Origin of the sequence: Ornithinimicrobium sp. INDO-MA30-4 (genome assembly GCF_021535045.1) — a bacterium.
Taxonomy (GTDB): Bacteria; Actinomycetota; Actinomycetes; order Actinomycetales; family Dermatophilaceae; genus Ornithinicoccus.
In genome coordinates this window covers 30,166-54,632 of the sequence record NZ_CP091056.1, presented here as the reverse complement: position 1 = coordinate 54,632, position 24,467 = coordinate 30,166, and the positions used below count along the sequence as shown (strand labels likewise).

The window sequence follows — 24,467 nt, the reverse complement described above, 5'->3', positions numbered from 1 at the left end:
CCTTGCACAGGGCCTAACGACCGAAGCGACGCTCTCGCTCGGCATACGCGCGCAGTGCCCGAAGGAAGTCGACCTTGCGAAAGTCCGGCCAAAAGCTTCACAAAATAGAACTCGCTATGCGCGCTCTGCCAGAGCAAGAATCCGCCCAGCCGTTGCTCGCCGCTGGTGCGAATCACCAAGTCGGGGTCAGGCTGCCCCTTGGTATAGAGATGCTCTGCGATGTCATCAATCTTGAGCGTCTGCGACAGCTCTTCTAGCGAGGTCCCGCGTGTCGCGTGCTCGGCCAGCAACCCTCGGACCGCATCAGCGATCTCTTGCCTGCCGCCATACCCAATAGCGACATTCACCACCATCGCGTCGACGTCTTCGGTGGCTGTCACCGCGTCGTCCAACACGCCCCGGGTTGCTTCTGGGAGCAGATGGCGGGCCCCACGACGTTGACTCGCCACTTGCCGGTCGAAGCCAAGTCGGTGACGACATCCTCGATAATTGCCAGCAGCGGCTTCAGCTCAGCCTCCGGGCGGTCAAGGTTGTCCGTCGAGAGCAGCCAGAGCGTGACTACCTCAACCCCCGCCTCGGCACACCACCCCAGCAGCGGTTTGATGTTGTCAGCACCCGCTCGGTGACCGTCCTCGGTCGCCGCCCCGCGCTGCTTGGCCCATCGCCTATTGCCGTCCAACATGACACCCACGTGCCTGGGCAGCCGAGCCGTTGGAAGTTGCTTGCTCAGCGAGCGACCATAAAGCCGGTAGAGCAGTTCACGTGCAGAGGGCATGGGGCCAAGGTACTCGGAATCTCCTGCACGTCGGCAGTTGAAGTCCTCACAATTCCTGAACATTAACCTACCGAGTCGTAACTTACGGTGCAGTAGTTACGCTCGAATCATGAGTTCTTCCCCCAATCACAAAGCCGCTCAGAAGGTTACGGCCAAGGCCAACGACCTGACGAGTGAGCTCACCCAAGCTGCCCGCGAGGTCGCCGCCACGGTGAAGCCCAAACTTAGGGGATGGCTCCACCTCGGCATGGTCCCCCTCAGCATCGCGGCCGCGATCGTGTTGATCGTGTTAGCCCCGACCGCCGCTGGCCGTATCTCAGCCGTGGTCTTTGGCCTGACGTCAGTCATGCTCTTTTCAACATCGGCGACCTATCACCGGGGCAAGTGGAGTGAGGCGGTCGGCCGGACGCTCAAGCGGATGGACCACGCCAACATCTTCCTGATCATCGCCGGCACATACACACCATTCGCCGTGATGCTGCTGCCCGACAACGAGCGCAATACGTTGCTGTGGATTGCCTGGTCCGGTGCCTTGGCCGGGGTGGCTTTCCGGTTCTTGTGGGTCGGCGCACCACGATGGCTCTATACCCCGGTGTATGTCGCGCTCGGCTGGGTAGCCGTGTTCTACATGGGCTCGTTTTGGGAAAACGGCGGCGCCGCGGTTGTCGTGTTGATGGCTGCCGGCGGGTTGCTCTACACCCTGGGAGCCGTTGTTTACGGCCTCAAGCGGCCCAACCCCTCGCCACGTTGGTTCGGCTTCCACGAGATCTTCCACGCCTTCACGGTGGCAGCGTTCATCTGCCACTACATCGCGGTGTCACTCGCGATCTACGGCGCTACTCCGATCGGAGTCTGACTCAGCCGACGGCTCGGTCTTAGCGACACCGGCGTCCTGCGCCGCTGCCGAAGACTTGTTTTCCTCGGCCTCGACGCGCAGGCTCTCGCGCTGCCGCATACCGCGTAGTCGGCGGCTGAGGTCTCGACCGAGAAACCAGACGGCCAGGCCGAGGGCAAACAGCACCAAGAACCCGCCGAGTCCGGCGGTAATTTCGACGCTGCTCAGGTCATTGACGTCAACATCGGCAAACTTCACGAGGCGACCTGCTCGTCGCTCTCGTCGTGCTCACCGTCGCTGTGGCCTTCGCGGTGGCGCAGGTCATCGTCAGTGGACTCTTCATCGACCGGCTCAACTTCGGCCGGCGGTGGCACTGGAGCGATGTAGGCAGCCACGGGGTTGCCCTCCTGATCACGAGGCACCGACGCCTGGCAGATTGCGTCGATGTCGCCAGAGTCAATGAGGCCAGCGAACAAGTCAGACTCGGGCAACTCGACGGGCACCAACGAGACGGCCAACTCGTAGTCTTCGGTCGGCGCAACTTCGCGCTGCAGGTCCATCGGAATCGCGAAGAAGAATCCATCTGGGTCAACTTGAGTGGCGTGGGCGCGAAGCGCGTCGTCCCGAGCCTCGAAGAAGTCACCGCACTCGACGTGCGTGAATTGCTCGCTCCGGGCGACCCTCCATCCGCTTGATCCAGTCGCCAAACGGCGACTCCATGCCACGGTCGAGCATGGCCTGGTGCAACTTCAGCATCCGGTTGGGCGAGAAGCCGCTGTAGTAGACCTTCTGCGGCTGCCACGGCTCACCTGCGTGCAGGAACGCATCGGGATCACCGGCCGCCTTGAACGCGGCCATCGTGACGACGTGGGTCATGATGTGGTCGGGATGCGGGTATCCACCGTTTTCGTCGTATGTGGTGATGACGTGCGGCTTGAAGTCGCGGATGACGCGGACCAGCGCTTCGGTGGTGACCTCAATCGGCTCCAACGCAAAGCAACCCTCGGGCAGCGGGGGCAACGGGTCGCCCTCGGGCAGGCCGGAGTCGACGAACCCTAGCCAAGTGTGCTTGATGCCCAGGATCTGCGCCGCCTTGGCCATTTCGCGGCGCCGCACCTCAGAGAGGTCACGGGCGATGTCGGCGTTGTCCTTGAGCTTGGGGTTCAAGATGTCCCCACGCTCGCCACCAGTGCACGAAACCACCATGACGTCGACGCCGTCATTCACGTACTTTGCCGTCGACGCTGCACCCTTGGACGATTCGTCATCCGGGTGTGCGTGCACTGCCATCAATCGCCAGCCGTTGCTCACCTGAGCTCCTTGCCATTGTTCGTTGCCGGTAGGGAGATATTTCCTACCGATGAGACAATGCTTATTGTCTCACCACCATTCCCAGGAGCTGAACGATGTCCACGCCAGGTCGCACCACTGATGCCGCAACAAGTCGCTGGTGGATCATCGGCTCGATCGGCGTCGCCGCCATGACAGCCCTGGCTATTTGGTTTGGGATTGCCGCAACGTCCGGCAAAGTCGACTGGGTCAACACGGGCAATAGCGTTATCTCTGATGAACAGGTCGACATTCGCTTCGACCTCAACAGAGATCCCAGCCGGGCCGTTCGCTGCGAATTAGTGGCACAGGACTATGGCTTTAATGTGATCGGCCGCACTGAGGTCGTGATTGCCCCGGAGGACTCCTCCCCAGCCGCCACCTGGGCAGCGTCGAGACAGTCGCGCCGGCGGTCAGCGGCAAAGTAGACACCTGCTCATACGTTGACGTCGAGAGTTAAGGCCGCAAACAAACTAGACACCTGGCCTTGCCTTGCTATCATTAAATTTCCCTAAACGGTCCGGGCACGAAACCCAGCCTCATTTCACAGCTGAGAAATTCGCCCGGACCTTGTGTTTGCTCTGGGTCTCCTCGTCATCGTCGTTGCTGGATAACGCCGCTGTCAGAGAAAGCCTGTGCGACGCAACGACATACTGACCAAGGAGTGATCATCGTGACCGAGAGTGCCAAGGCATCCTCGAGTTACCTCACACAGGAGGCGTACGACCGCCTCCACGCCGAGTTGACTCACCTCACCGGACCTGGCCGCACCGAGATCGCCAAGGTCATTGAGGCCGCCCGCGACGAAGGCGACCTGAAGGAAAACGGTGGCTACCACGCGGCCAAGGACGAGCAGGGCAAGATGGAGGATCGCATCCGCCAGCTTGAGCAGTTGCTGCGTTCCGCCACGGTCGGCGAAGCACCCGTTCAGGACGGCACTGTGAAGCCCGGCAGCGTTGTGACCGTCGAGATGTTCGGCGACACCGAGAAGTTCTTGCTGGGTAGCCGCGAAATCCTAGGGACGAACGACACCCTGGATGTCTACAGCGAAGGCTCCCCGCTCGGAGCGGCCATTCTGGGGCAGAAGGTCGACTCGACGGTTTCCTACGACGCGCCCAACGGCAAGTCCATTGAGGTCAAGATTCTCAACTCTGAGGCCTACACGCCCTGAGCTAGATCAGACAGCAAACTGCGCCGACTCCGTATGGGGTCGGCGCAGTTTTTGTTTTAGCTCGCCCCTGGTTTGCGCTCGCGGTGGTAGCCGCGGTTAATCAGGGACTGCTGAACGCGAGCCGAGTGTTCCTGACCCTCCGTCTCGACCGTCAGCGCAATGAGGACCTCGCTGACCCGTAGGGATGTTGTCGTGCGGCCATGTTGGACTTCCAACACGTTGGCCCGCAGTTCGGCCAATTGGGAGATCAATGTTGCCAGCGACCCTGGGGAGTCGGGCACGCGCACAGAGAACTGCAAGTAGCGCCCGGCGACCCGCAGGCCTGTGCGGATGATGCGCAACAACAGAATCGGGTCGATATTGCCGCCCGAGAGCACTGCGACGACGGGTCCTTCGACTTCTTCATCGGTATGCGCCAGCAAGTGGGCAACGGCTGCGGCACCGGCCGGTTCCACCACCATCCGCGCCCGCTCCAACATAAACAGCATGGCGCGAGCCAGGTCCTCTTCACCGACCGTGCGGATGCCGTCGGCATACTCCTGCACGAGCGAGAACGGCACATCCCCGGTCGTCCCACCGCGATGCCATCGGCCATCGTGGACATGTGCTTGAGCGCGATCGGGTGGCCTGCATCCAACGACGCGGGCCAAGCCGCTGCCTGCTCAGCCTGCACACCAATGACCTTCACATCGGGGCGCAGGGCCTTGACGGCCGTGGCAATACCCGCCAGCAGGCCTCCCCCGCCGGTACAGACCACGATGGTCTTGACGTCGGGGACTTGCTCCAGAATCTCCAGGCCGCAGGTGCCCTGGCCAGCCACGATGTCCGGGTGATCGAAGGGCGGGATAAAGACAGCCCCGGTCTGCGCGCTCTCGGCACGCGCTGCTTCGATGCAATCATCAATAGTCGTGCCCACCTGGTGCACTGTGGCGCCATAGCCCTTGGTGGCCAGCAACCTGGGCATGGCAGCGCCCTCAGGCATGAAGACCGTCGCTTCGAGACCTAACAACCGCGCTGCGAGCGCCACACCTTGAGCGTGGTTTCCAGCGCTGGCCGCCACCACACCGGCAGCCTTTTGCTCATCGCTCAAACCGGCGATCCGGTTGTAAGCCCCGCGAATCTTGAACGACCCGGCGCGCTGCAGGTTTTCGCATTTGAGGTGGACGGGCACTCCCACCCGGTCCGTCAGTGCCTGGCTAAACTCCATCGAGGTCGGCTGGATCACTCCCACCAGCAACTCTCGTGCCGCTTCAATATCTACCAGTGTCACTTCAGCCGTTGCATCCACCCCTGCAGGCTAACCCTGCTCCAGGATCTGGGCCGCCAAACCACGACTGACCCCCGTGTCTTGGTCATCTATCAGACCCAGGGCGGCGAGCAGATAGTGCTCGTCAACGAGCGCGTTGGCTGCTGTGGGCGTTCGCCAGCCACCTCCGTGATCAGTGAGGACACCGCTGAGCACACCCTCGGCCACCCCGCTGGGCGCATGCCTCAACGCCCCACCCGAGCCAATCAGATACTTCACATTCACCAGCGGACGGGGACCTTCGGCCGGATTCGCTGGGCGGCCGTGCCGACGGACGGCAAGGGTGAGGGCGAGGCGGGCCAGTTCGGCGTCCCACCCCTGCTCCTGAGCCGATTCAGGTATGCGGTCAGTGTGCTCGCGCAGACTCCTCACCCACCCAACCAGGCCGGCGTCGTCTGCTCCCGACATTCCCTCCGATTGGGCCGCTTCCAGCACGGTGGCCGCACTCCAACGCATCCCAAGGTCACCCTCGACGGTGCGCGACTGCCACAGAGGTGCCACCACGTGTTTACGCAGGGTGGCGTCTTCGCCCTCTGGCTGCAACACCGAATACACGTCCGTCGTTGCGCCGCCGACATCGGCAATCACGATGTCTTCGCCCAGAAACGAGCCGAGGTTTTCGGCTCCGGTGAGGACCGCGTCGGGGGTCGCAGCCTGCACGAGGGAGGCAAACAGTGGCCCCTTGGATAAGCCCTTGCCACCGATGACATGTCTGAGAAACATCACCCGAATGGCCGACCGCGCCGAGGTTGGCGCGACCTCGCCGATCTTGGGCAGGACATTGTCAGCCATAACAAAACGCCGCTGAGTGTCCGTCAAAGCTTCGGCGACCGCCTGGGCAGCTTCGTCGTTGCCAGCCGCGACGATGGCGGCCCCCACCCGAGAGGTCGCCAGCCGCCGAGCGTTATGCAGCAACACTTCGCTGTTGCCGCCGTTGGTGCCCCCAACCAACAAGATGACATCGGGGCGATCAGCCCGCAGCGCGGCCACATCAGCGACGCTCAGTCGACCGGCAAAGATGTGCAAGACCTTGGCTCCTGCACTGAGCCCGACCCGATGGCCAGCCTCGGCCGTCACTTGCCGCTCAAATCCCACGACGGCTAGCCGCAACCCACCGCCAGCGCTCGAGCAGACATACACGTCATCGCCCTGAGCCAAGTCCGGCACCTGATGCCCCTGATCGACAAGGTCTTGCCTGGCCCGCTGCATACCGACCAGGACATCAGTTTGAGATGTCGTGGGGCGCGCGCTTCGAGCCAGTAGTTGCCCGTCTGTGGGCGACACCAAGCACGCCTTAGTGAAGGTCGACCCAACGTCGACGCAGAGCAGGTTCAATCGATGAAAACCCAGTACGCGACCGTGCCGAGCACCCAGATGGAACCAATCGACATCACGACCAGCGAAATCAGCACTCGCTTGCTGGTCTTTTGCAGCGTGACTTTGCCTTCTCCAGGTCAAAGCCGATCTCTTCGAGGGTCTTGCCCTCCTTTTTTCTACCGCGGCCGCTTCAGCCTTCTCCATCACTTCGTTGCGCTCAGTCCGCGCGTGCAAGTAAAAGAAGAACCCCACCATGACTGTCAGCATGGGTCCAAGCAACAACGACGGACCCTCCATCATCCCGCCCATATTGGACAAGATGCCGATACTGGAGTCTTGAGTCGCCCATTGCATTGTCACCATGCTTGAACGGTGCCACACCACCCTGAATTGTGGCGAGCAGCAGGGCCGACGTGCAGGAACCCCTATGCGGCGTGGTCTGGAATGAAGTGGGACACAAGGTAGTTGAAATTAGCGTGATGCTCTTCAACTCGAACCCACCCGTTGGCCGCAGTCAGGCCCCGAACGATATTCCGACGACGCACGAGGTTTTGGGCACTCCGTTGCAAGGCCCCTGGGAGGACAGCGCAGAGATTCTGTATGTCGCCATGGGCTGCTTCTGGGGCACTGAGCGCCTCTTTTACACAATCCCCGGTGTCATCAGCACCGCTGTTGGCTACATGGGTGGGGCGACCCCCAACCCGAGCTACCGCGAAGTTTGCTCCGGCCGGACCGGTCACACCGAGGCAGCCCAGGTTGTTTATGACCCCAGCAAGGTGACGCCCGAGCAGTTGCTGAAGGTCTTCTGGGAGAACCACAACTCCACCACGGCCAACCGTCAGGGCAACGACGTCGGCACGCAGTACCGTTCGGCGATTTACTTCACGAACGAGTCGCAGGAGAAGGCGGCCAACGCAACAAAGGACGCCTTCCAGCAGGTGCTCAACGACCAGGGTCTCGGTGTTATCAGCACCCAGCTTGACTCGGCCGAGAACGCTGGTGAGTTCTTCTACGCAGAGGGTATCACCAGCAGTACCTGCACAAGAACCCCGGCGGCTACTGCAACCACGGCCCGAACGGCCTAACTTGCCCCATGGGCATCGTTCGTCAGGACGAGGCTCCAGCCCAGCAGGACATCGCACCACCGGCGTGATGCCCGCTTAGATTGACGAAAGTGCCCGATGCGAGATCTTCGCATCGGGCACTTTTGCGCGTGCTAACTCGATCAGCGGTCGCTAGAAGTTCAGGTCTTCCATGTTGAACTCCATCACGTCTGGAGCAGGCGGGGCCTGAATGTCTTCGTTGTGACCCCAGTCCTCAAACAGCAACGTCAGGTCGCCATCGGTGGAGTTCACCTCGATCTGACTCATGAAGTCGTCTTGGTTGATCCAAATGTTGAAGGTAGCTTCGCCGCTCATGGACGCGTCAAAGTCTTCGGCGGTCATCACGATTTGGTACTGATCCTGACCGTCTTGACTGCCGACATACGTCATGGTGGAGCCAGACTCATCCCAGCCCTGCCACATCTCCTCAAGACCATCCTCAGCAAAGAGGTCCAGGTCGTCGCCAGCGCCCATCCCCTCCATGCCCATCTCACCAAGGTCTGCTTCGTCAAGGGGGATGGAGTAGTAGGTGCCCTCACCCGTCAGGGCGGGGATCGAAACGAAACCCTGCCCATCCGCCAAGACGAGATGCATGCTGGAGAACATTTCCATACCCGCCGCCGCAACTTCATCGCCTTCCAACGTCAAGCGCGCGTCGAGTTCGGGCTGGGCCCCACTGACATTCACTGAGGCGCTGAGTTGCATCTGGGCACCCTCGACGTCGCCGTTCATCATCAGGTTGAACGAGGACATCTGGCTTTGATCCGCGGAGAGCAACCGATCAACGACGTCTTTTGGGTCGACCTCTGAGCCGGGTGCAACATCGAGTGGGCCGCCTGCCACACCACCAGGCACGTCCTGGCTGCCTGCCACACTGATCACGCCATCAGTTCCGTCAGGGGCCTGAGCAACGCTGGCTTGATCGCCACACGCGGATAAGGCGAGGGGCAAGGCGACAACTGCAGCCCACATGCCCCCGGTTCGCTTGGTGATCTTGTTCATAGCCCTCTCCTTTTCACACGTCAGGGGAACAACCCCGCGTCGGAGTTGGTTGTCCAATGACACTACGGTTGTGGTGTCATAGTCCCACCTGTATCGACGTCTGAATAGTCACTGAGGTTCCCTTTGAGCGGCAACATTACTTTTCGCCACCACGACACGGCTGTGCTTGCTGTCACCGCCGTGGACGCACCGGTGGTGAAAACCTCCGAAGAGTTCGACGCCATCATCGGCGATTCCTACACCCGCAATGGTCTGCGCCCCGGCATGCTCGCCAAGCTGGCTGGCATCTCCGAACGACGCTGGTGGCCAGAAGGCACCAGCTTTGTCGACGGTGCAATTGAGGCTGGCAGCAAGGCCATCGCTGAGGCAGGTGTTGACCCCAACCGCATTGGCTTGTTGGTCAACACCTCGGTCAGCAGGAAAACCTGGAACCTTCGGTGTCGGTGGGCATCCACCACGCCCTGGGTATGCCGACCAGTTGCTTGAACTTCGACATCACCAATGCCTGTTTGGGCTTCGTCAACGGCATCCAGTTGGCCGCCACCATGATCGATAGTGGCCAGATCGACTACGCACTGGTGGTGGACAGCGAGGGCTCGCGCAAGCCGCAGGAGAACACCTTGGGCCGCCTCTCGAGCGAGACTGCCACCGCTGATGACATCCTGCGTGAGTTTGCGACTTTGACCTTGGGCTCTGGCGCCGCAGCGATGGTGTTGGGCCGTGCCAGCGAGCACCCCGATGGCCACCGTGTTGTTGGTGGGGTCTCCGCGCGGCCACCTGGCACCACGAGCTATGTGTCGGTGACTTCGACCAGATGCGTACCGACACCACCGGCCTGCTGAATGGCGGCATGGAATTGGCGGGCGACTTGTGGAAGGACGCTGCCGATGAGTTCGACTGGACCGACATGGATCGCTACATCGTCCACCAGGTCTCACAGGTCCATACCCAAAAGACCGCTGAAAAGTTGGAACTTCCCATTGACCGCATCCCGCTGACCTTCCCCTTGCTGGGCAACGTCGGTCCGGCGGCTGTGCCGATCACCCTGGCCAAGGAGGTCGACTCGCTGAACAGCGGCGACCGCGTCTTGTTGATGGGCATTGGCTCGGGCTTGAACATGACCTGCATGGAGATTGACTGGTGAACCTCGCTGACCTGCCCGGAATCGATCCGGATTGGTCGGTTCAAGTTTCGGTCCCTAGCCGCTCGCCTCAGGGTCGTAGCCACTTGTGGCACGTGCTCGATAACCTGGCCTCAGTGCAGGCCAGTGGGCACGACGTGATCGGCACTATCCTGTGCGTGCACGGCAACCCAACCTGGTCATACCTCTGGCGTCGGGTTGTCGATCAGGCACCTCCGGGGTGGCGCGTCGTCGCGGTCGATCAGCTCTCCATGGGCTGGTCTGAGCGTCTTGACGAGCCGCGCACGATGGCTCAACGGATCGATGACCTTGGCGACCTGACCAAAGCCATGGAGATCACCGGGCCCGTCATCACGCTGGCTCACGACTGGGGTGGTCCGATCAGCCTGGGTTGGGCGATTGACCACCCAGAGCAGTTGCAGGCAACGATTCTGACGAACACCGCGGTGCATCAGCCAGCGGATCAGCCCAAGCCCATCGCGATCACCACCACGCGCTCAAAGCCGCTGATCCACACGCTGTGCGCCCGGACCCCCGCGTTTGTGCGGGCAACGACAGCCTTGTGTCTGCCGCCGTTGGGTAAGCCGCTGCGCGATGCCTTTGCATCTCCCTATGCGAGCGTCGCACGCCGTCAGCCTGTCGCGGACTTTGTTGCAGACATCCCGTTTGAGACCGACCACCCCAGCTTCCCGACGCTGGAGCGGGTCGCGGAGGGCGTCAAGCAGTTAGCGGTGCCCGCTCTCTTTGTCTGGGGCATGAGCGACCCAGTGTTTTCGCCGCGCTATCTCACCGATTTGCAGCGGCGGATGCCGCACGCCGATGTGCAGACCTACCCCAAGGCCTCTCACCTGGTGCTTGAAGACAAGCCTGAAGGTGTCGGCGTCATCTGGCAGTGGATCACCGATCACTTCGGTGACGCGCAGAACCCCGCCCGTGATGAGGCTCCGGCCCGTCCCGCCCAGGGTGAGTTGCTACCGATCGAAGTTGACGCCACCGAGCCCGATGAGTTGGCAATCGTGGAGTTGGCCAGTGCTGCCGGGCAGATTACGCGCGGTGCGTTGGCTCAACGCGTTGCCGATGTCGCTGGCGCTCTTGATGCCCGCGGCGTGAAGCCTGGTCAGCGAGTCGCCGTCCTGGTGCCACCCGGGATTGACCTCACCACCATCGCGTATGCCGTGTGGCGCCTCGGTGCCGTGGTCGTAGTGGCCGACGCGGGTCTGGGGCTACCACGACTTGGCGCTGCTTTGCGGGGAGCTAGTCCCGACCATGTCATTGGGATCCGTAAGGCTTTGGCCCTCACCAGCGCCACCCGCGTGCCCGGTAAGCGCATCGCCGCCGACCCAGACGATGTGCAGGCGCTGATCGCCGACAGCGTGAGCTTGCCCGACCTGGAAGCTGCCAACATCTCCCCGGATGCTGATGCAGCCTTGCTGTTCACCTCGGGTGCCACCGGACCGCCCAAGGCTGTGGCCTACACCCGGACTCAACTAAGTGCCCAGATCCGCCAACTGCGCGACACCTTCGGGTTGCACCGCGGCGAGCGTTTTGTGGCGGCCTTTGCGCCCTTTGCGCTCTATGGTCCGGCCCTCGGGCTGACCTCAGCGGTGCCGAACATGGATGTGACCGCCCCGCATACTCTCACCGCCCAGGCGCTGGGAGAGGCAGTCGCAGCCATTGATGCCACCGTCGTTTTTGCTTCGCCCGCCGCGTTGCGCAATGTGGTCGCGACCACGAGCGAGTTGACGCCATCTGCTGCCGCCGCGCTGACCGGCCCTCGGTTGGTGCTGTCTGCTGGTGCGCCGGTGCCGACCGAGTTGTTGCTGGCAGTCAAAGACTTGCTCACCAACGCCGAGACGCACACGCCTTATGGCATGACCGAGGCGCTGCCGATCGCGACCATTGACCCGACGACGCAGATCACCGATGCCTCCGACGGTGGCGGGGTATGCGTTGGCACCCCGCTTGAAGGCGTCGAGATTGCGATCTCGCCCTTGACCAACCTGCCGAGACCCTGGTCAACACCCCTGGTGTCGTCGGCGACATTGTCGTTCGCGCGGCACACGTCAAGGAGCGCTACGACCGACTGTGGGCCGTGCAACGTGAGTCGGCCCAGCCTGCAGGTTGGCACCGCACTGGCGATGTTGGACACCTCGACTCCCAGGGCAGGTTGTGGGTCGAAGGTCGCGCCGTCCATGTGCTGGCGACCGCCCAAGGCGCCCTGACGCCATACCCGCTGGAGAACGATCTGTCCGCGGTCTCTGGTGTCCAAGACGTCGCGGTTGTTGGTGTTGGCCCGGTTGGCACTCAGCAAGTCGTTGTCGTGGTGGTGCCGCAAGGACGGCTTAGTCGGGGTGACAGCGCTATTGCCGAGCCGGACCTCGCTGCTCGAGTGCGGGATGCGGCATCGGTCCCCGTTGCGGCAGTGCTGGTCAAGGACTGGCTGCCCGTCGACATCAGGCACGCGTCCAAGGTTGATCGAACGGCCCTGGCAGCGTGGGCAAGCGATCAGTTGCAGCCCGCCGGCATCCGCGAGCGCGTTGCTCGTGCACCCCGCAACTCCGCGGCGCGCCCAGCACCAAGAGTCGGGCGTAGAGGTCAAGCGATGAAGGTACTCGTGACCGGCGCCAGCGGGATGTTGGGTGGCGCCGTTGCCGACCTCCTGGCTGAGCGTGGCGACGATGTGACCGTGATGCAGCGTCGCACTGCAGGTGGCAGGCATCGCGAGCGTCTGGGGGACATCGGCGACGCTGACGACGTGGACCGCGCTGTCGCTGACCACGACGCGATCATCCACCTCGCAGCGAAGGTCAATGTGACCGGTCGGTGGTCAGACTATGCACGCACCAACATCGGTGGCACGCACAACATCGTGTCCGCGGCCCAACGCCATGGCGTCCATCGCCTAGTGCAGGTGTCGTCGCCATCAGTCGCCCACAGCGGGCGTTCGATCAGCGGCGACGGCGCAAACCCGGCTGATCCACGCTCGGCACGGGGCAACTACGCGCGCAGCAAGGCCGCCGCGGAATTGCTCGCGCTGCACGCCAACAGTGACGAACTAGCCGTCACGACAGTGCGACCGCACCTGGTCTGGGGACCTGGTGACACCCAACTGGTCGGGCGGATCGTGGCTCGGGCTAAGTCTGGTCGTCTGCCGCTGATCGGCTCCGGTGCCGCGCTCGTTGACACCACGTATGTCGACAATGCGGCCAGTGCCATGGCGGCGGCTCTGGACCGGGCTGAGTTTGCGGCTGGTCGGGCTTGGTCGTGACCAACGGCGAGCCTCGCCCCATTGGTGAACTGATTGGCGACATCTGCCGCGCGAGTGGCGCTCCAGCACCCACCCGACGGGTGCCGTTCGCGGTGGCGTACGCGGCCGGTGCGCTCGTTGAGGAGCGATGGAAGTGAGCCAACGAATCTCGCTCGTCCCCACGATCGAAGAGCCGCCACTCACGCGGTTCTTGGCGGAGCAACTAAGCACTGCGCACTGGTTTGACCAGCGACAAACGCAGGCTGCTTTGGCTTGAAGCCCCACATGACACTGGCGGAAGGGTTCGCTGCGCTCAGCGCAGCGTCAGAGTAGCGACGTAGGCTTACGTGCCATGAGCAGAGCACAACGGGCCAGAGCAATCGCTGGCCGAGCGGCGTTGGGGGCGGCGGGTTAGCCGCCATGGGCTTGCTTGGCCTCGGGGTGTTAAGAGCTGAAGCAGAGGTCGCTCGTCATGTCATCGGCGATGATTCGGGTGTCCCTCAAGAAGATTCGGGGCGCTACGGCGCCGGTGTCGGAGAGCCCTCTGCCTGCTTATTCTTGGTGATTCCACGGCCGCTGGTGTGGGTGCCGACAGCGCCAGCACGACAGTGGGAGCGACCGTCGCCACCGGCATCGCAGCGATGACTGGCCGGCCTGTTGATCTGGTTAATGCCAGTCGCAGCGGTGCCACCTCCGAGGCCCTGCCCGCTCAGGTCGAGATGGGTCTTGCCGACATGCACCAGCCAGACGTCGCCATCATCATGGTCGGCGCCAACGACGTCAAAGAACGCCTCGATCTTGCCGACTCAATTCGGCACCTCAGCACAGCAGTCCACGCTCTGCAGGCACTCGAGTCAAAGTCGTCGTCGGCACCTGCCCAGACCTGGGCACGATCCGGCCAGTGCCTCAGCCGCTGCGCTGGCTAGCTCAGCGATGGAGCCGGGACTTGGCTGCCGCTCAAACCGTCGCAGTCGTCGAAGCCGGAGCCCGGACCGTCTCCCTCGGAGACCTCATCGGCCCGGACTTCCACGCCATGCCAACTGAACTCTTCAGCAGTGACCGGTTCCACCCTCCTCTGCGGGGTATGCGCGCGCGGCAGCCGCCTTGCTACCCAGCGTGAGCGACGCGCTCGGCTTGAACACCCTGATTCTGGTCGGTCCCCCGATCGCCGCCGTGGCGAGGCTGTGGAGCCCTTGGCCCAAGCGGCTGAGCGAGCCGTTGATGACCCCGGAACGGAGGTCTCGGGTGCTGTCGTGGACGGCCAATACCGTGGGGCACGTGGGCGTTGGGCACAACTCCTGCGTCGTCAACGCGCCAATGTTGACGACGCACCCGACGAAAGCTCCGACGACGATCCCCGTGGCGCAGACGCCGAAGCCATGAACAGCGAAACCCCCGAACCCGCTAGTGCGGAGTCGGGGGCTTCGAACGGGCCTTCTGAGGCGAGTTAGGCCAGAGCGTCCGCGAGCGACAGCAACGGCAGGCCAAGCGCTTCGGCGACACCAGCATTGGTGACCTGACCGTTCAACGTGTTCAGGCCGGGTGCCAGCACCGGGTCGTTGCGCAGTGCGTCGCGCCAGCCCTGGTCAGCGATGCGCACCGCATACGGCAGGGTGGCGTTGGTCAGGGCGAAGGTGGACGTGCGCGGCACGGCTCCAGGCATGTTGGCCACGCAATAGAAGACCGAGTTGTGCACCATGAAGGTCGGGTCGTCGTGCGTCGTCGGGCGTGAGTCCTCAAAGCAGCCGCCTTGGTCAATGGCGATATCCACCAAGACGCTGCCCGGCTTCATCCGGCTGACCAGCTCGTTGCTGACCAGGCTGGGGGCCTTGGCACCGGGGATCAGGACTGCACCGATGACCATGTCGGCCTCAAGCACCTGACGCTCCAACTCAAACTTATTGGAGGTGATCGTCTTGATCCGGCCCTGCCAGCGACGGTCAAGGACGCGGAGCTTTTCGACATCGGTGTCCAAGATCGTGACGTCGGCCCACAGACCGATGGCCATCGTTGCTGCGTGTGCACCGGAGACGCCGCCACCGATGACAACAACCTTGGCCGGGTCAACGCCAGAGACGCCACCGAGCAGCAACCCGCGGCCACCGTTAGCGCGCATCAACGAGTGAGCGCCAGCCTGTGGAGCCAAGCAACCAGCGACTTCGCTCATCGGGTAGAGCAGCGGCAGCGAGCGGTCAGCCTTTTGCACGGTCTCATAGGCAATCGCCGTGGTGCCCGCCTCAAGCAACGCCGTGGTGCATGGCTCAGATGCGGCCAAGTGCAGGTAAGTGAAGAGGATGAGGTCGGAGCGCAGACGGTGATACTCCTCCGCAATCGGCTCCTTGACCTTCATAATCATATCGACTGCGGCCCAGGTGGTGTCCGCATCGGGAGCAATGCTCGCGCCCGCAGCGACATACTCTTCATCACTGATCGAGGAGCCAAGACCGGCGCCCGTCTCAATGGTGACCTGGTGGCCGTGAGCGACGAATTCGTTGACGCCAGCCGGGGTGAGCGCGACGCGGTATTCGTGGTTCTTAACTTCCTTTGGCACTCCGATGTGCACAGCGGACCTCACTTCGTTGGGTGTCTACCTGTTTCCGTCATCGTGACAGGTTGAAAGCCGGGCGCACGCGCGCCCACTGAGAGGTGCGTCATACACTCGCAGGAACGTCCCTGTTTGCACTGGAGGAATCATGGCTGAGGCCGTCATCGTCGCCGCGAAGCGCACACCCATTGGTCGCGCTTTAAGGGGTCGCTCAAATCCATGCGCCCCGACGACCTCGCTGCGGTCGCCATCCAAGCGGCGCTCAACGACGTGCCGGGTGTCGACCCGCGTCTGCTCGAGGACCTCTACCTGGGCTGCGCTGAGCCTTCGGCCGAACACGGCTCAAACATGGCCCGAATCGTTTCTGTCCTACTAGGCCAGGACCACCTGCCCGGCGCCACCGTGAACCGGTTCTGCGCTTCCTCGGCACAAACGACCGCGATGGCTTTCCACGCCATCAAGTCCGGCGAAGGGATGCTTTCATCAGCGCCGGGGTGGAGTGCGTCTCGCGGTATGCGGACTTCGCTGGTGCCGGTGGCTCTGCCGGTTCAACTCAAAACCCAATCTTTGCCGATGCCCAGGCCCGTTCAGCAGCGATGGCTGAGTCAAATGAGGTGTGGACCGACCCCCGCGAGCAGGGGTTGCTGCCCGACGCATACCTGGCCATGGGACAGACCGCCGAGAACGTCGCCACGTCCCGGGGCATCTCGCGCCAACGCCAGGACGAGTGGGGCGTGAGTAGCCAAAATCGAGCGGAGGCCGCGATCAAGGCCGGCATCTTCGACACCGAGATTGCCCCAGTGACCTTGGCCGACGGCAGCGTCGTCAGCACCGACGACGGCCCCCGTGCTGGTGTGACGCTGGAGAAGATCTCAACGCTGCAGCCCGTATTCCGCGCCGATGGCACCGTGACTGCTGGCAACTGCTGCCCGCTCAACGATGGAGCGGCAGCGCTGGTCATCATGAGTGATGTGAAGGCCAAGGAGTTAGGCCTGACGCCGTTGGCCCGCGTCGTGGCCACCGCGGCCTCTGGGCTCTCCCCGAGATCATGGGCCTGGGGCCGGTCGAGGCATCACGCAAGGCGTTGGCCCGCGCTGGCATGTCGATCTCGGACATGGACCTGTACGAAATCAACGAGGCTTTCGCCGCTCAGGTGCTGCCGAGTGCGGATGACTTGGGCATGGACTACGACAAGCTCAACGTGCACGGCGGTGCTATCGCGTTGGGCCACCCCTTCGGGGCTACTGGCGCGCGGATCACGACGACGCTGATTAACGCGCTACGCCATAAGGATGGGCAGTTTGGTCTGGAGACCATGTGCGTGGGTGGCGGCCAGGGTATGGCCGTGATTTTCGAGCGACTCTCGTAGTCGCTGCGTTCGCGGCTACGGCAGCGAACGTCGCAAGGCAGTGAGATGGGCGGCTAACCAAGCGGGTTGGCCGCCCACTTGCGTGTAGTCAGCACAGATGACTTTGAGTTGATCAACCGCCACAGCGGGGCCAAGATCGGGGACCGCCTGCCGTCTGGCGGCGAGGCCGACGGGCCACGGTGTCTCCTCGGCGATCTGCCGCACCGCCGCCAAGAGGCCAGGGAATGCAGCGAGCGCCTGGTCCAACGGCAGCTGTTGCCACCGCCGGTCCAGGCGCTCAATCTCAACATCCACGACTTCGCTAGGCGATTGGTCTGCGGATGAGCCGTGCATGGTCAGTCGTTGTTAGCCAAGATGGCGAACAGACGCAGGAACTCGATGTAGAGCCAGACCAGGCTGGCGACTAGACCGTGAGCCATTAGCCACGAGTACTTCTGCGGGGCCCCACCCTTGATGCCACGATCGATCGAGTCGAAGTCGATCGCCAGGCTGTAGGAAGCCAATGCAACACCGAGCAGAGAGACAACGATCGGAAGCCAGCCGCCTCCACCGTAGATGCCTGCACCGCCGCCAAAGCCCAAGAAGCTAGCGCCAACGTTGACAAGAGCAAAGACCAGGTAGCCCATAGCCATCATGCCGAAGATGCGCCGCGACTTGCTGGTGACCTTAATAAAGCCGATCTTCCAGGCCAGGAACATACCTGCAAAGGTGCCCAACGTCGCCACAACAGCACTGGCAACGACGCCTGCATAGATGGCGTTGAAGTAGACGCTGACAGCACCGAGAAACGCTCCTGCAGGAGTGCGTGAGCGATAATCAGCGGGACATTGACCTTCTTGAGAAGGCAATAGCAAACGACAAGCCGAGCGAGCCGAACATGCCCAACAGCCAGATCGGCATCGTCAGCGGCGACATTTGACCGGTGACATCGTCGGGTGCGGTGATCTGCCAGCTGGCGAAGGCCGTGACAAGCACGATGGCAAAGATGCCAAGTGACTTCATCATGACGTCGTCGATCGTCACGCGACCGGTGTCTCCGGGCGTTGCCGAACCCTGGCCATACATCTGCTCAAGCTGCTCAGGCGACATGCTCTCCGAGGGGCCCGGGTAGCCAGTCGGCATGGGCTGGCCCTGCTGGGCGCCACCCTGCTGCGGTGAACCGAAGCCCGCATACTGCGACGATTCTTTGTCGATCCGGTTGAAGACCGGGTTGTTGGCCATGAGGCCTTCCTCTCGTATATGCCTAAAACGACTTCTCGTTCCATAGTTTAGAGCGTTTGGCGAGCAACTTCTGTTCCCACATAGCCTGCGCGCTTATCCACATCTCGAAACCTCGTCTGTGGCTCTGGGCCAGAGGTGGTTAGGCTAGGTCTTTCGGACGGGAGAAGGAGGGCATGTGATGGGTAGTCGCCGCGCCATGCCCTTTGCCCTCGCACTGGGCCTCGCAGTCACCTCCGCTGGGATGTCAGCGACCGCGTCAGCCGTGCCCGTCACTTCCAGTATTGCCACCCAAAACGAGAATCTCAGCCTAGACGCGGCCGGTGCCATTGGCCTCGTGGAATCCGCGGAAATCAACGAGCGACTTCTCGCCTTGGCAAGCAACAACGACCGTGTGAGCACCGAAATCATCGGCGAGAGCGTCGAAGGCCGGGACCTCTTGCTGGTGACGGTGACCGATCCTGCGGCCGACGATGACCTCCCGGTTGTCCTGTTCACCGCTAATCTGCACGGCGATGAGTGGGAGGGTTCCGATGCTGCACTTCAACTCATCGAGGATCTAGCCACCAGCACTGATGAGGCCGAGGTGGCTTGGTTGGAATCCACCCGGGTTTCCTTCGTCGTCACAGCAAACCCTGATGGCCGGTTTAACAACACCCGCGAGAACGCGGCTGGCATTGACCTCAACCGCGACTTCATGACGGCAAGTCAGCCCGAGACGCAAGCCCTGCGAGATGTCGTCATCGAGCAGCAACCGCTGGCACTGGTGGATCTGCACGGCTATGTCAACGGCACGCTCGTCGAGCCAACGACTCCCCACACGGCGAAAACGCCGAATTCGATTTATTGATTGAAAACTCCTACCCCTTGGGCCTGGAGATCGAGTCAGGGATCAACTCACTGGACCTCGATGACTCCGCCGATGTCCGCGACGTGCAAATCCCGCTGCGCGAGTGGAGCGATGGCTGGGATGGCTGGCCACCGGTCTTTCTGCCGCAATACGCCAGCCTGCACGGCACGGTGGCTCTGACTGTTGAGTTGCCGCTGAGGACCAACAACGGTGCCTACGACCTTGAACAGGGTGAATTGGATCGGCGCTCGGGCATCAACGTCGCCATCGCCGACCAGGTGATGCGCTCCACCCTTGACTACGTCAGCGACGAGGCCGACAGCCTGCTCGCCAACCAGCAAGAGACTTTTGACCGCGGCGAAGCAAACGCCGAGCAACGACCTGCGACCGAATTGGACCTGGATGTGATCGGCACGGAGGATGTTTTCCTCACCGAGTTTGCCGACGCATACGTGATCCCGCAGGGAGTCCACCAACGTTCGGAGCCTGCGGCGGCACGCTTGATTGACGCGTTGGTGGCCAACGACGTTGTGGTGACTCAGTCAACCCAGGGTTTTCGACTCGATGGAGTTGCCTACCCCGCTGGGAGCTATGTCGTCCCGGGTGAACAGGCCAAGCGGGGTGTCGCCGGAGCCATGCTGGGCCAAGGCAGCGACATTTCCACCCGGGTGGAAAGCATGTATGACGTCGCAGCCTGGTCGTTAGCTGAACTGTGGGGCGCCGACGTCATTCGGGTTGAAGACGCAGCAGACCTCCCCGACCTCAGCGATCCAGTGGCATCCGCCCAAGACACCGGCGGCCTCACCGGCGCTGGCCCATGGGCGTTGACCTTGACCGATCCCAGCAACGTGGCTGCCATGAATGACCTGCTCGCTGCTGATGTTGCTCTTGGTTGGTCGCCCGACGGACAAGTCATCATCCCGCGCGATGGAGCCTCGGCTGCCAAGGCTGCCGCTGCCACGCACGGCATTGAGATCCTCACTGTTGATGCGGAAACGCGCGATCAAACCACCGCGAACGCCCTCACCGATGAGATCCAGGTCGCTGCTGCGGCCGAGCCTGGCGAGGTTGCCGCGCTGGGGCAGATGGGCTTTGCCGTCACCGAGTTTTCCGGCGAGGACCTGAATGATGGGTTCGCTTGGCAGGACTTTGACGTTGCCTATGTCTCGAGCGATCTACGCTGGGACAGCCTTGAGACGGACGCCAAGGATGAATTTTCGGCGTTCCTGGCTGACGGTGGCGGTTTGATTGCCCAGGGCGAAGTCGGTGCCGACCTCAATGAGGAGATCGATGGCCTCGACGCCACTGCCGAGCCAGGGCCGGCCCATGCCAACGGCATTGTGAACGTCACGTCGACTGCCGGGCCCATCGCCACGCGCGCCACGGAGCAGACGTTCGCCTACGGCCCGGTCTGGTTCACCGACCTTGGCTCTGACGTCATAGTTGATCAACGCTTGTCCACCAACCCTCTTCTTAGCGGCCACTGGCGTGCCGCTGGTGCAGGTGCGACGGGTCCGATTGACGCCGGCGGCCAGGCACTGGTTGTGCACGGCGTGGACCAAACCGGCACCACGAGCGGTGCCCCTATCGTCCTCTTTGGCAGCGACCCACTCTTCGCGCCCACCCCCAAGGGCAGTTCCCACTGGTCGGCGCGGCGATTGCCTGGACGACGCTGGCAAACCCTGACGAGATGGCACGATAGCGGCGATGATTCCTCAGATTTCGGGGCTAGAAGAAGCCACCGAGCGGATGCGGGCAGCCCAAGTGGCTGAACCTGCCATTGAGGTGTTCAAACATCACTGGCTGAAGTTGCAGCATGGCGACGACGTCGACATCCACGAGGGTACGATCCGGCCCGTCGGCACGGCCGATAAGTTGCACGACCTGTCCCCCGATGCCGACACTGCTGCACTTGCGCGGACGGCCATCATCAAGCTCAACGGCGGCCTGGGGACCTCCATGGGGATGGACCGCGCCAAGTCGCTGCTGGAAGTCCGACAAGACGCCACCTTCCTCGACCTCATCGTTCGGCAGGTCCGGTATGCGCGGGAACGGACTGGCGCTGCTCTGCCGCTGGTCCTGATGCACAGCTTTAACACGCGCAAGGGCTGCTTGAGCGCCCTAGCGCAACATCCTGACCTTCCGGTGCCCGGCATCCGCCAGGACTTCCTGCAGAGCCAACAGCCCAAGATTCGCACCGATGATCTGACCCTGTGCAATGGCCCGCTGACCCGGCCTTGGAATGGTGCCCGCCAGGACATGGGGACATTTACGTGTCCCTGCTGAGCTCCGGCATGCTGGATGACCTCTTGGACGCCGGGTTCCGCTACGCGTTTGTCTCTAATGCGGACAACGTTGGTGCAGCACCGTCGGCCGCGATTGCTGACTGGTTTGCCCGGCGCGGAGCGGCCTTTGCCATGGAAGTTTGCCGACGCACTCCCGCTGACCGCAAGGGTGGTCACTTGGCACTGCGGATTGAGGACAACCGGCTCATCTTGCGTGAGTTAGCCCAGGTCGCGCCCGAAGACCGCGTGCACTTCGCTGACATCGAGCGTCACCACTACTTCAACACCAATAACTTGTGGCTGGACCTGCGTCAGGCCAAGGCCGCCCTCGAGGAGCACAGCGGGGTGCTCGGACTCCCGCTGATTCGCAATGACAAGCACGTGGACCCGAACGACCCCACCTCGACGCCGGTGATCCAGGTCGAGAGCGCGATGGGTGCTGCGATTGAGATTTTCGACGGCGCCACGGCCATCGAAGTGCCCGCCTCGCGCTTCCGCCCGGTCAAGTCAACGGAAGACTTGCTGCTGCTGCGCTCTGACGCCTTCCGGGTCGCCGATGACGGCACCTTGGACGCGCTGGTTGATCCCTTGCCCCTCATCACGCTGAACCCGAACTATCGAGGCATTCGAGACTTCAATGCCCGATTCCCCTTGACCGCCTTCGTTGAAGAACGCCTCGTCCTTCACCATCAACGGTGACTGGACCTTCGGCCGCGATGTGGTCGTTGAGGGGCACGTGGAGTTGCCAGACAACGGCAAAATCACGCACGTCAGCGACGGGACCGTGCTCTCAGGCTGAGCCTGAAAACTGCTAGAAGTGTGCCCCCGACGGGATTCGAACCCGTACTGGACCCATTTTAAGTGGGCTGCCTCTGCCGGTTGGGCTACGGGGGCGCGGGCCTAAGGTTACCTAATGTTTAGGCCTGCGAAAGCGCAATGCCATCAAGGATGTCGCGCTCGGAAGTGCGGACGTGGGTGATGCCGGAGTCGCGCACCAACCGCTCGATGACTGAGCGCCAGACCAAGGCCCCAGCGCCGATGACGTCGACACGTCCGGGGTGCATGAAGCCCAACTCTGCTCGCTGCTCACGGTCGCGCTGCACCAAGTCAGTGCAGGCTGCCAGCACGTCTTCGACCGGCAAGGTCACGCCGTGGATCCGCTCGCTGTCGTATTCGCTCAAGTTGAGCGCATGCGCCGTGATGGTGGTGACCGAGCCAGCAAGGCCAACCAGGGTTGAGATGCCAGTGAAATCAACATCCTGCGCTGCCTCGTCGATGCCAGCATGGATGTTGTCAGCGCTGCTTCGACCTGTGCTTCGGTGGGTGGGTCCCCCGCTAGATGACGCTCGGTCAACCGGACACACCCCATGTTGACCGAGTGTGATTGCTCAACGTCACCGTCGCCTCGGACAAACTCAGTCGAACCGCCACCAATATCGAGCACGAGGTATGGCGCGGCAGCACCTTCCGCGCGTAGGTCGCCAGTAGCGCCGGCAAAAGACAGCGAGGCCTCTTCGTGACCGCTCACCACCTCAGGGCCGGTGCCGAAGGCAGCAAAGCTTCTTGCACGCCAGCGATGAACTCATCCGCGTTCTGCGCGTCGCGTGAGGCTGACGTGGCAACGAAACGAACAGACTCGCATCCTGCCTCAGAGCAGGCCGCGGCATACTCGCGGGCGGCCTTGAGGGTGCGCTCCATTGACTCGGGCGCAATGCGCTTGGTGGCGTCCACCCCGTGCCCCAGTCGGACAATCTGCATTTGCCGGGTGATGTGCTGCAGGCTCTTGCCGTCGTCATCAATGTCTGCGATCAGCAACCTGATCGAGTTGGTGCCACAGTCGACCGCTCCAACGCGCTTCACGGGCTGACCTCCTCATCGTCTTGCTTGCTTTCGTGCTTGTCGGCGTCGTCCTCGCCGCAGCAACCGTTGTCCCACCAGCGGGGCAGGGCAGCGATGGCCTCGTCACCCAGCGGGTTGATGCCGGGGCCGACAGCCAGTGAGTGTGCCACCAGCACGTGCAGGCATTTGACGCGGGTCGGCATTCCACCGGCTGAGATCCCTTCGACCTCTGGGACATCACCCAACTCGGCACGGCGACGCAAGTAGTCCTCGTGCGCAGCCTGATACGCAGCAGCCAGCGCAGGGTCAGCCGCGATGCGCTCACTCATCTCGCGCATCATGCCTGAGCCCTCAAGAGTCGAGATCGCTCCCGTCAGTTTGGGACAGGTCGCATAAAAGGAAGTGGGGAAGGAGTGCCATTCGGCAGTCGCGGTTCGGTGCGCACCACCGTCGGGCAGCCACACGGGCAGCGGTGTGCGATCGAGACAACGCCGCGCACCGGGCGACCAAGCTGTGCGGTGACCGCTTCCAGGTCCGCCGGCGTGGGTGCTGTGGGATCGGGCGCGTGCAAGACGGTGTCAGCCACCGATGTCATTCGGGAAGTCCTTCGTTGGAAACTTTGATCGACTCCCAAACTTCGCCATACCAAGGGCCCAGTTCGTGGATGTCATTGCTCACCGGGGCCATCCCCGGAATCGCTTCGGTCAACTGAGCGCCGGTGTCATCCAGCACAGTGAATGCTGTTTCTCCGGGGCGAACGAACCGCAGGCGCTCACGAGCCTGTTGCTCGACGTAATCGGGGTCTTCCCACGCTGAGATTTGCCCTTCCAACGCTTCGATGTCCCGTTTTTGGTTCTCGATGTCTTGTTGGAGTGCAGCAATTTCTTGGCGCTGACTGATGTAGCCGCGCACGGTGGGGAAGAGGAAAACGCAGACCAGCACAAAGACCAGCAGAACAAAAGCCATCCGCAGGACCTGCGGGGTGCTGTTTTTGCGTGCTGGCTTGGCGCTGGAGGTGCGGTCACCACCCGCCTTGGGTCGCGTATTCGACGCCCCAGGGCGGGTGGTTTTTGCCGGCCGACTAGCGTTCGCTCGACCGGGACCGCGGTTACTCATGTGTTCAACAACCTACGTT

At 62.6% G+C, this 24,467-nt stretch carries 22 protein-coding genes, 1 tRNA gene and 8 pseudogenes; 16 read left to right on the top strand and 15 right to left on the bottom strand.

The window, feature by feature from the left end; translation table 11 throughout:
- Window positions 1-13 precede the first annotated feature (13 nt).
- A pseudogene (gene uppS / locus L0A91_RS00285) lies at window positions 14-682 on the bottom strand (polyprenyl diphosphate synthase).
- A 202-nt stretch (window positions 683-884) separates the two neighbouring features.
- Between uppS and L0A91_RS00280 the strand changes: the two are divergent.
- Window positions 885-1,631, top strand: a complete 747-nt coding sequence (locus tag L0A91_RS00280) for a hemolysin III family protein (protein WP_235245391.1) — start codon at window positions 885-887, stop codon at window positions 1,629-1,631.
- Here L0A91_RS00280 and L0A91_RS00275 read toward each other — a convergent pair.
- Together L0A91_RS00275 and mca are read right to left on the bottom strand one after the other, a co-directional pair.
- Window positions 1,593-1,868 carry a hypothetical protein gene (locus tag L0A91_RS00275; RefSeq protein WP_235245390.1) on the bottom strand — a complete coding sequence of 92 codons (276 nt, stop codon included), beginning with the start codon at window positions 1,866-1,868 and terminating at the stop codon, window positions 1,593-1,595. The genes L0A91_RS00280 and L0A91_RS00275 overlap by 39 nt on opposite strands.
- A 194-nt stretch (window positions 1,869-2,062) precedes the next feature.
- A pseudogene (mca, locus tag L0A91_RS00270) lies at window positions 2,063-2,921 on the bottom strand (mycothiol conjugate amidase Mca); the annotation flags it as partial.
- 95 nt (window positions 2,922-3,016) lie between these two features.
- Here mca and L0A91_RS00265 point away from each other — a divergent pair.
- Window positions 3,017-3,367, top strand: coding sequence for a DUF4307 domain-containing protein (locus L0A91_RS00265; RefSeq protein WP_235245389.1), 351 nt, complete (start codon window positions 3,017-3,019; stop codon window positions 3,365-3,367).
- Between the two features lie 245 nt (window positions 3,368-3,612).
- Window positions 3,613-4,110 carry a transcription elongation factor GreA gene (gene greA, locus L0A91_RS00260; RefSeq protein WP_220121165.1) on the top strand — a complete coding sequence of 166 codons (498 nt, stop codon included), beginning with the start codon at window positions 3,613-3,615 and terminating at the stop codon, window positions 4,108-4,110.
- 56 nt (window positions 4,111-4,166) lie between these two features.
- Here greA and L0A91_RS17890 read toward each other — a convergent pair whose 3' ends face one another.
- The 3 genes and pseudogenes from L0A91_RS17890 to L0A91_RS00250 form a co-directional block, all read right to left on the bottom strand.
- Window positions 4,167-4,361: a hypothetical protein gene (locus tag L0A91_RS17890; protein ID WP_311198183.1), complete on the bottom strand. Its 195-nt coding sequence runs from the start codon at window positions 4,359-4,361 to the stop codon at window positions 4,167-4,169.
- 174 nt (window positions 4,362-4,535) lie between these two features.
- Window positions 4,536-5,317: pseudogene (locus tag L0A91_RS17885) on the bottom strand (threonine/serine dehydratase); the annotation flags it as partial.
- Window positions 5,318-5,407: 90 nt separating this feature from the next.
- Entirely contained in the window at window positions 5,408-7,096 is a 1,689-nt protein-coding gene (locus L0A91_RS00250) for a glutamate mutase L (protein ID WP_235245387.1), read from the bottom strand.
- A gap of 116 nt (window positions 7,097-7,212) precedes the next feature.
- On the opposite strand from L0A91_RS00250, the gene msrA reads away from it, so the two are divergent.
- Window positions 7,213-7,818, top strand: a complete 606-nt coding sequence (gene msrA / locus L0A91_RS00245) for a peptide-methionine (S)-S-oxide reductase MsrA (RefSeq protein ID WP_311197900.1) — start codon at window positions 7,213-7,215, stop codon at window positions 7,816-7,818.
- A gap of 150 nt (window positions 7,819-7,968) precedes the next feature.
- On the opposite strand, the gene L0A91_RS00240 is transcribed toward msrA, so the two are convergent.
- Window positions 7,969-8,838, bottom strand: a complete 870-nt coding sequence (locus L0A91_RS00240; protein ID WP_235245386.1) for a hypothetical protein — start codon at window positions 8,836-8,838, stop codon at window positions 7,969-7,971.
- Between the two features lie 123 nt (window positions 8,839-8,961).
- On the opposite strand from L0A91_RS00240, the pseudogene L0A91_RS00235 reads away from it, so the two are divergent.
- The 7 genes and pseudogenes from L0A91_RS00235 to L0A91_RS00210 all read left to right on the top strand — a co-directional run bounded on the left by L0A91_RS00235 (window position 8,962) and on the right by L0A91_RS00210 (window position 14,677).
- Window positions 8,962-9,982, top strand: a pseudogene (locus tag L0A91_RS00235) (3-oxoacyl-ACP synthase III).
- Window positions 9,979-12,201, top strand: a complete 2,223-nt coding sequence (locus tag L0A91_RS00230) for an alpha/beta fold hydrolase (RefSeq protein ID WP_235245385.1) — start codon at window positions 9,979-9,981, stop codon at window positions 12,199-12,201. The pseudogene L0A91_RS00235 and the gene L0A91_RS00230 overlap by 4 nt, the downstream one beginning before the upstream one ends.
- A complete protein-coding gene (locus tag L0A91_RS17880) occupies window positions 12,174-13,247 on the top strand; it encodes an NAD-dependent epimerase/dehydratase family protein (RefSeq protein WP_311197899.1) in 1,074 nt (357 codons plus the stop codon). Before L0A91_RS00230 ends, L0A91_RS17880 begins: the two co-directional genes overlap by 28 nt.
- Window positions 13,244-13,384 carry a hypothetical protein gene (locus L0A91_RS17875; RefSeq protein ID WP_311197898.1) on the top strand — a complete coding sequence of 47 codons (141 nt, stop codon included), beginning with the start codon at window positions 13,244-13,246 and terminating at the stop codon, window positions 13,382-13,384. Before L0A91_RS17880 ends, L0A91_RS17875 begins: the two co-directional genes overlap by 4 nt.
- 423 nt (window positions 13,385-13,807) lie before the next feature.
- Window positions 13,808-14,152, top strand: a complete 345-nt coding sequence (locus L0A91_RS00220; protein ID WP_235245384.1) for a GDSL-type esterase/lipase family protein — start codon at window positions 13,808-13,810, stop codon at window positions 14,150-14,152.
- A gap of 20 nt (window positions 14,153-14,172) precedes the next feature.
- Complete coding sequence (locus tag L0A91_RS00215; RefSeq protein WP_235245383.1) at window positions 14,173-14,346, top strand: hypothetical protein; 174 nt, start codon at window positions 14,173-14,175, stop codon at window positions 14,344-14,346.
- Between the two features lie 64 nt (window positions 14,347-14,410).
- Window positions 14,411-14,677, top strand: a complete 267-nt coding sequence (locus tag L0A91_RS00210) for a hypothetical protein (RefSeq protein ID WP_235245382.1) — start codon at window positions 14,411-14,413, stop codon at window positions 14,675-14,677.
- On the opposite strand, the gene ald is transcribed toward L0A91_RS00210, so the two are convergent.
- On the bottom strand, window positions 14,674-15,789 hold the full coding sequence (gene ald / locus L0A91_RS00205; RefSeq protein ID WP_235245381.1) for an alanine dehydrogenase: 1,116 nt from the start codon (window positions 15,787-15,789) through the stop codon (window positions 14,674-14,676). The two genes, L0A91_RS00210 and ald, sit on opposite strands and share 4 nt — an antisense overlap.
- A 130-nt stretch (window positions 15,790-15,919) precedes the next feature.
- On the opposite strand from ald, the pseudogene L0A91_RS00200 reads away from it, so the two are divergent.
- Window positions 15,920-17,140, top strand: a pseudogene (locus tag L0A91_RS00200) (acetyl-CoA C-acetyltransferase).
- 15 nt (window positions 17,141-17,155) lie between these two features.
- Here the strand turns inward: L0A91_RS00200 and L0A91_RS00195 are convergent.
- From L0A91_RS00195 to L0A91_RS17865, 3 genes are read right to left on the bottom strand one after another with little or no spacing between them, the layout of a single operon-like run.
- Window positions 17,156-17,473, bottom strand: a complete 318-nt coding sequence (locus L0A91_RS00195; RefSeq protein ID WP_235245379.1) for a hypothetical protein — start codon at window positions 17,471-17,473, stop codon at window positions 17,156-17,158.
- A 2-nt stretch (window positions 17,474-17,475) separates the two neighbouring features.
- Entirely contained in the window at window positions 17,476-17,988 is a 513-nt protein-coding gene (locus L0A91_RS17870; RefSeq protein ID WP_311197897.1) for a Bax inhibitor-1/YccA family protein, read from the bottom strand.
- Window positions 17,957-18,361: a Bax inhibitor-1/YccA family protein gene (locus L0A91_RS17865; protein WP_311197896.1), complete on the bottom strand. Its 405-nt coding sequence runs from the start codon at window positions 18,359-18,361 to the stop codon at window positions 17,957-17,959. The genes L0A91_RS17870 and L0A91_RS17865 overlap by 32 nt, the downstream gene beginning before the upstream one ends.
- Before the next feature lie 178 nt (window positions 18,362-18,539).
- On the opposite strand from L0A91_RS17865, the gene L0A91_RS00185 reads away from it, so the two are divergent.
- From L0A91_RS00185 to L0A91_RS00165, 4 genes and pseudogenes are all read left to right on the top strand, one after another.
- On the top strand, window positions 18,540-19,208 hold the full coding sequence (locus L0A91_RS00185) for a M14 family zinc carboxypeptidase (protein WP_235245378.1): 669 nt from the start codon (window positions 18,540-18,542) through the stop codon (window positions 19,206-19,208).
- Complete coding sequence (locus tag L0A91_RS00180) at window positions 19,205-20,980, top strand: hypothetical protein (RefSeq protein ID WP_235245376.1); 1,776 nt, start codon at window positions 19,205-19,207, stop codon at window positions 20,978-20,980. Before L0A91_RS00185 ends, L0A91_RS00180 begins: the two co-directional genes overlap by 4 nt.
- Window positions 20,916-22,192 (top strand): annotated as a pseudogene (locus L0A91_RS19390) (UTP--glucose-1-phosphate uridylyltransferase). The gene L0A91_RS00180 and the pseudogene L0A91_RS19390 overlap by 65 nt, the downstream one beginning before the upstream one ends.
- Entirely contained in the window at window positions 22,158-22,292 is a 135-nt protein-coding gene (locus L0A91_RS00165) for a UTP--glucose-1-phosphate uridylyltransferase (protein WP_235245373.1), read from the top strand. The pseudogene L0A91_RS19390 and the gene L0A91_RS00165 overlap by 35 nt, the downstream one beginning before the upstream one ends.
- Before the next feature lie 21 nt (window positions 22,293-22,313).
- Here L0A91_RS00165 and L0A91_RS00160 read toward each other — a convergent pair.
- From L0A91_RS00160 to L0A91_RS00145, 4 genes and pseudogenes are all read right to left on the bottom strand, one after another.
- Window positions 22,314-22,387, bottom strand: a tRNA-Leu gene (locus L0A91_RS00160).
- A gap of 23 nt (window positions 22,388-22,410) precedes the next feature.
- A pseudogene (locus tag L0A91_RS00155) lies at window positions 22,411-23,353 on the bottom strand (exopolyphosphatase).
- Window positions 23,350-23,927, bottom strand: a pseudogene (locus tag L0A91_RS00150) (DUF501 domain-containing protein). The pseudogenes L0A91_RS00155 and L0A91_RS00150 overlap by 4 nt, the downstream one beginning before the upstream one ends.
- Window positions 23,924-24,448: a septum formation initiator family protein gene (locus L0A91_RS00145; protein ID WP_235245372.1), complete on the bottom strand. Its 525-nt coding sequence runs from the start codon at window positions 24,446-24,448 to the stop codon at window positions 23,924-23,926. The pseudogene L0A91_RS00150 and the gene L0A91_RS00145 overlap by 4 nt, the downstream one beginning before the upstream one ends.
- Window positions 24,449-24,467: the final 19 nt, after the last annotated feature.

What these genes read in the sequence shown, in the direction of transcription:
- msrA (WP_311197900.1), top strand. Translation starts at nt 7,213, where the DNA reads ATGCTCTTCAACTCGAACCCACCCGTTGGCCGCAGTCAGGCCCCGAAC.
- L0A91_RS00265 (WP_235245389.1), top strand. Translation starts at nt 3,017, where the DNA reads ATGTCCACGCCAGGTCGCACCACTGATGCCGCAACAAGTCGCTGGTGG.
- L0A91_RS00280 (WP_235245391.1), top strand. Translation starts at nt 885, where the DNA reads ATGAGTTCTTCCCCCAATCACAAAGCCGCTCAGAAGGTTACGGCCAAG.
- L0A91_RS00195 (WP_235245379.1), bottom strand. Translation starts at nt 17,473, where the DNA reads ATGCACGGCTCATCCGCAGACCAATCGCCTAGCGAAGTCGTGGATGTT.
- L0A91_RS00185 (WP_235245378.1), top strand. Translation starts at nt 18,540, where the DNA reads ATGGGTAGTCGCCGCGCCATGCCCTTTGCCCTCGCACTGGGCCTCGCA.
- L0A91_RS00240 (WP_235245386.1), bottom strand. Translation starts at nt 8,838, where the DNA reads ATGAACAAGATCACCAAGCGAACCGGGGGCATGTGGGCTGCAGTTGTC.
- L0A91_RS00250 (WP_235245387.1), bottom strand. Translation starts at nt 7,096, where the DNA reads ATGGTGACAATGCAATGGGCGACTCAAGACTCCAGTATCGGCATCTTG.
- L0A91_RS00145 (WP_235245372.1), bottom strand. Translation starts at nt 24,448, where the DNA reads ATGAGTAACCGCGGTCCCGGTCGAGCGAACGCTAGTCGGCCGGCAAAA.
- L0A91_RS17865 (WP_311197896.1), bottom strand. Translation starts at nt 18,361, where the DNA reads ATGGCCAACAACCCGGTCTTCAACCGGATCGACAAAGAATCGTCGCAG.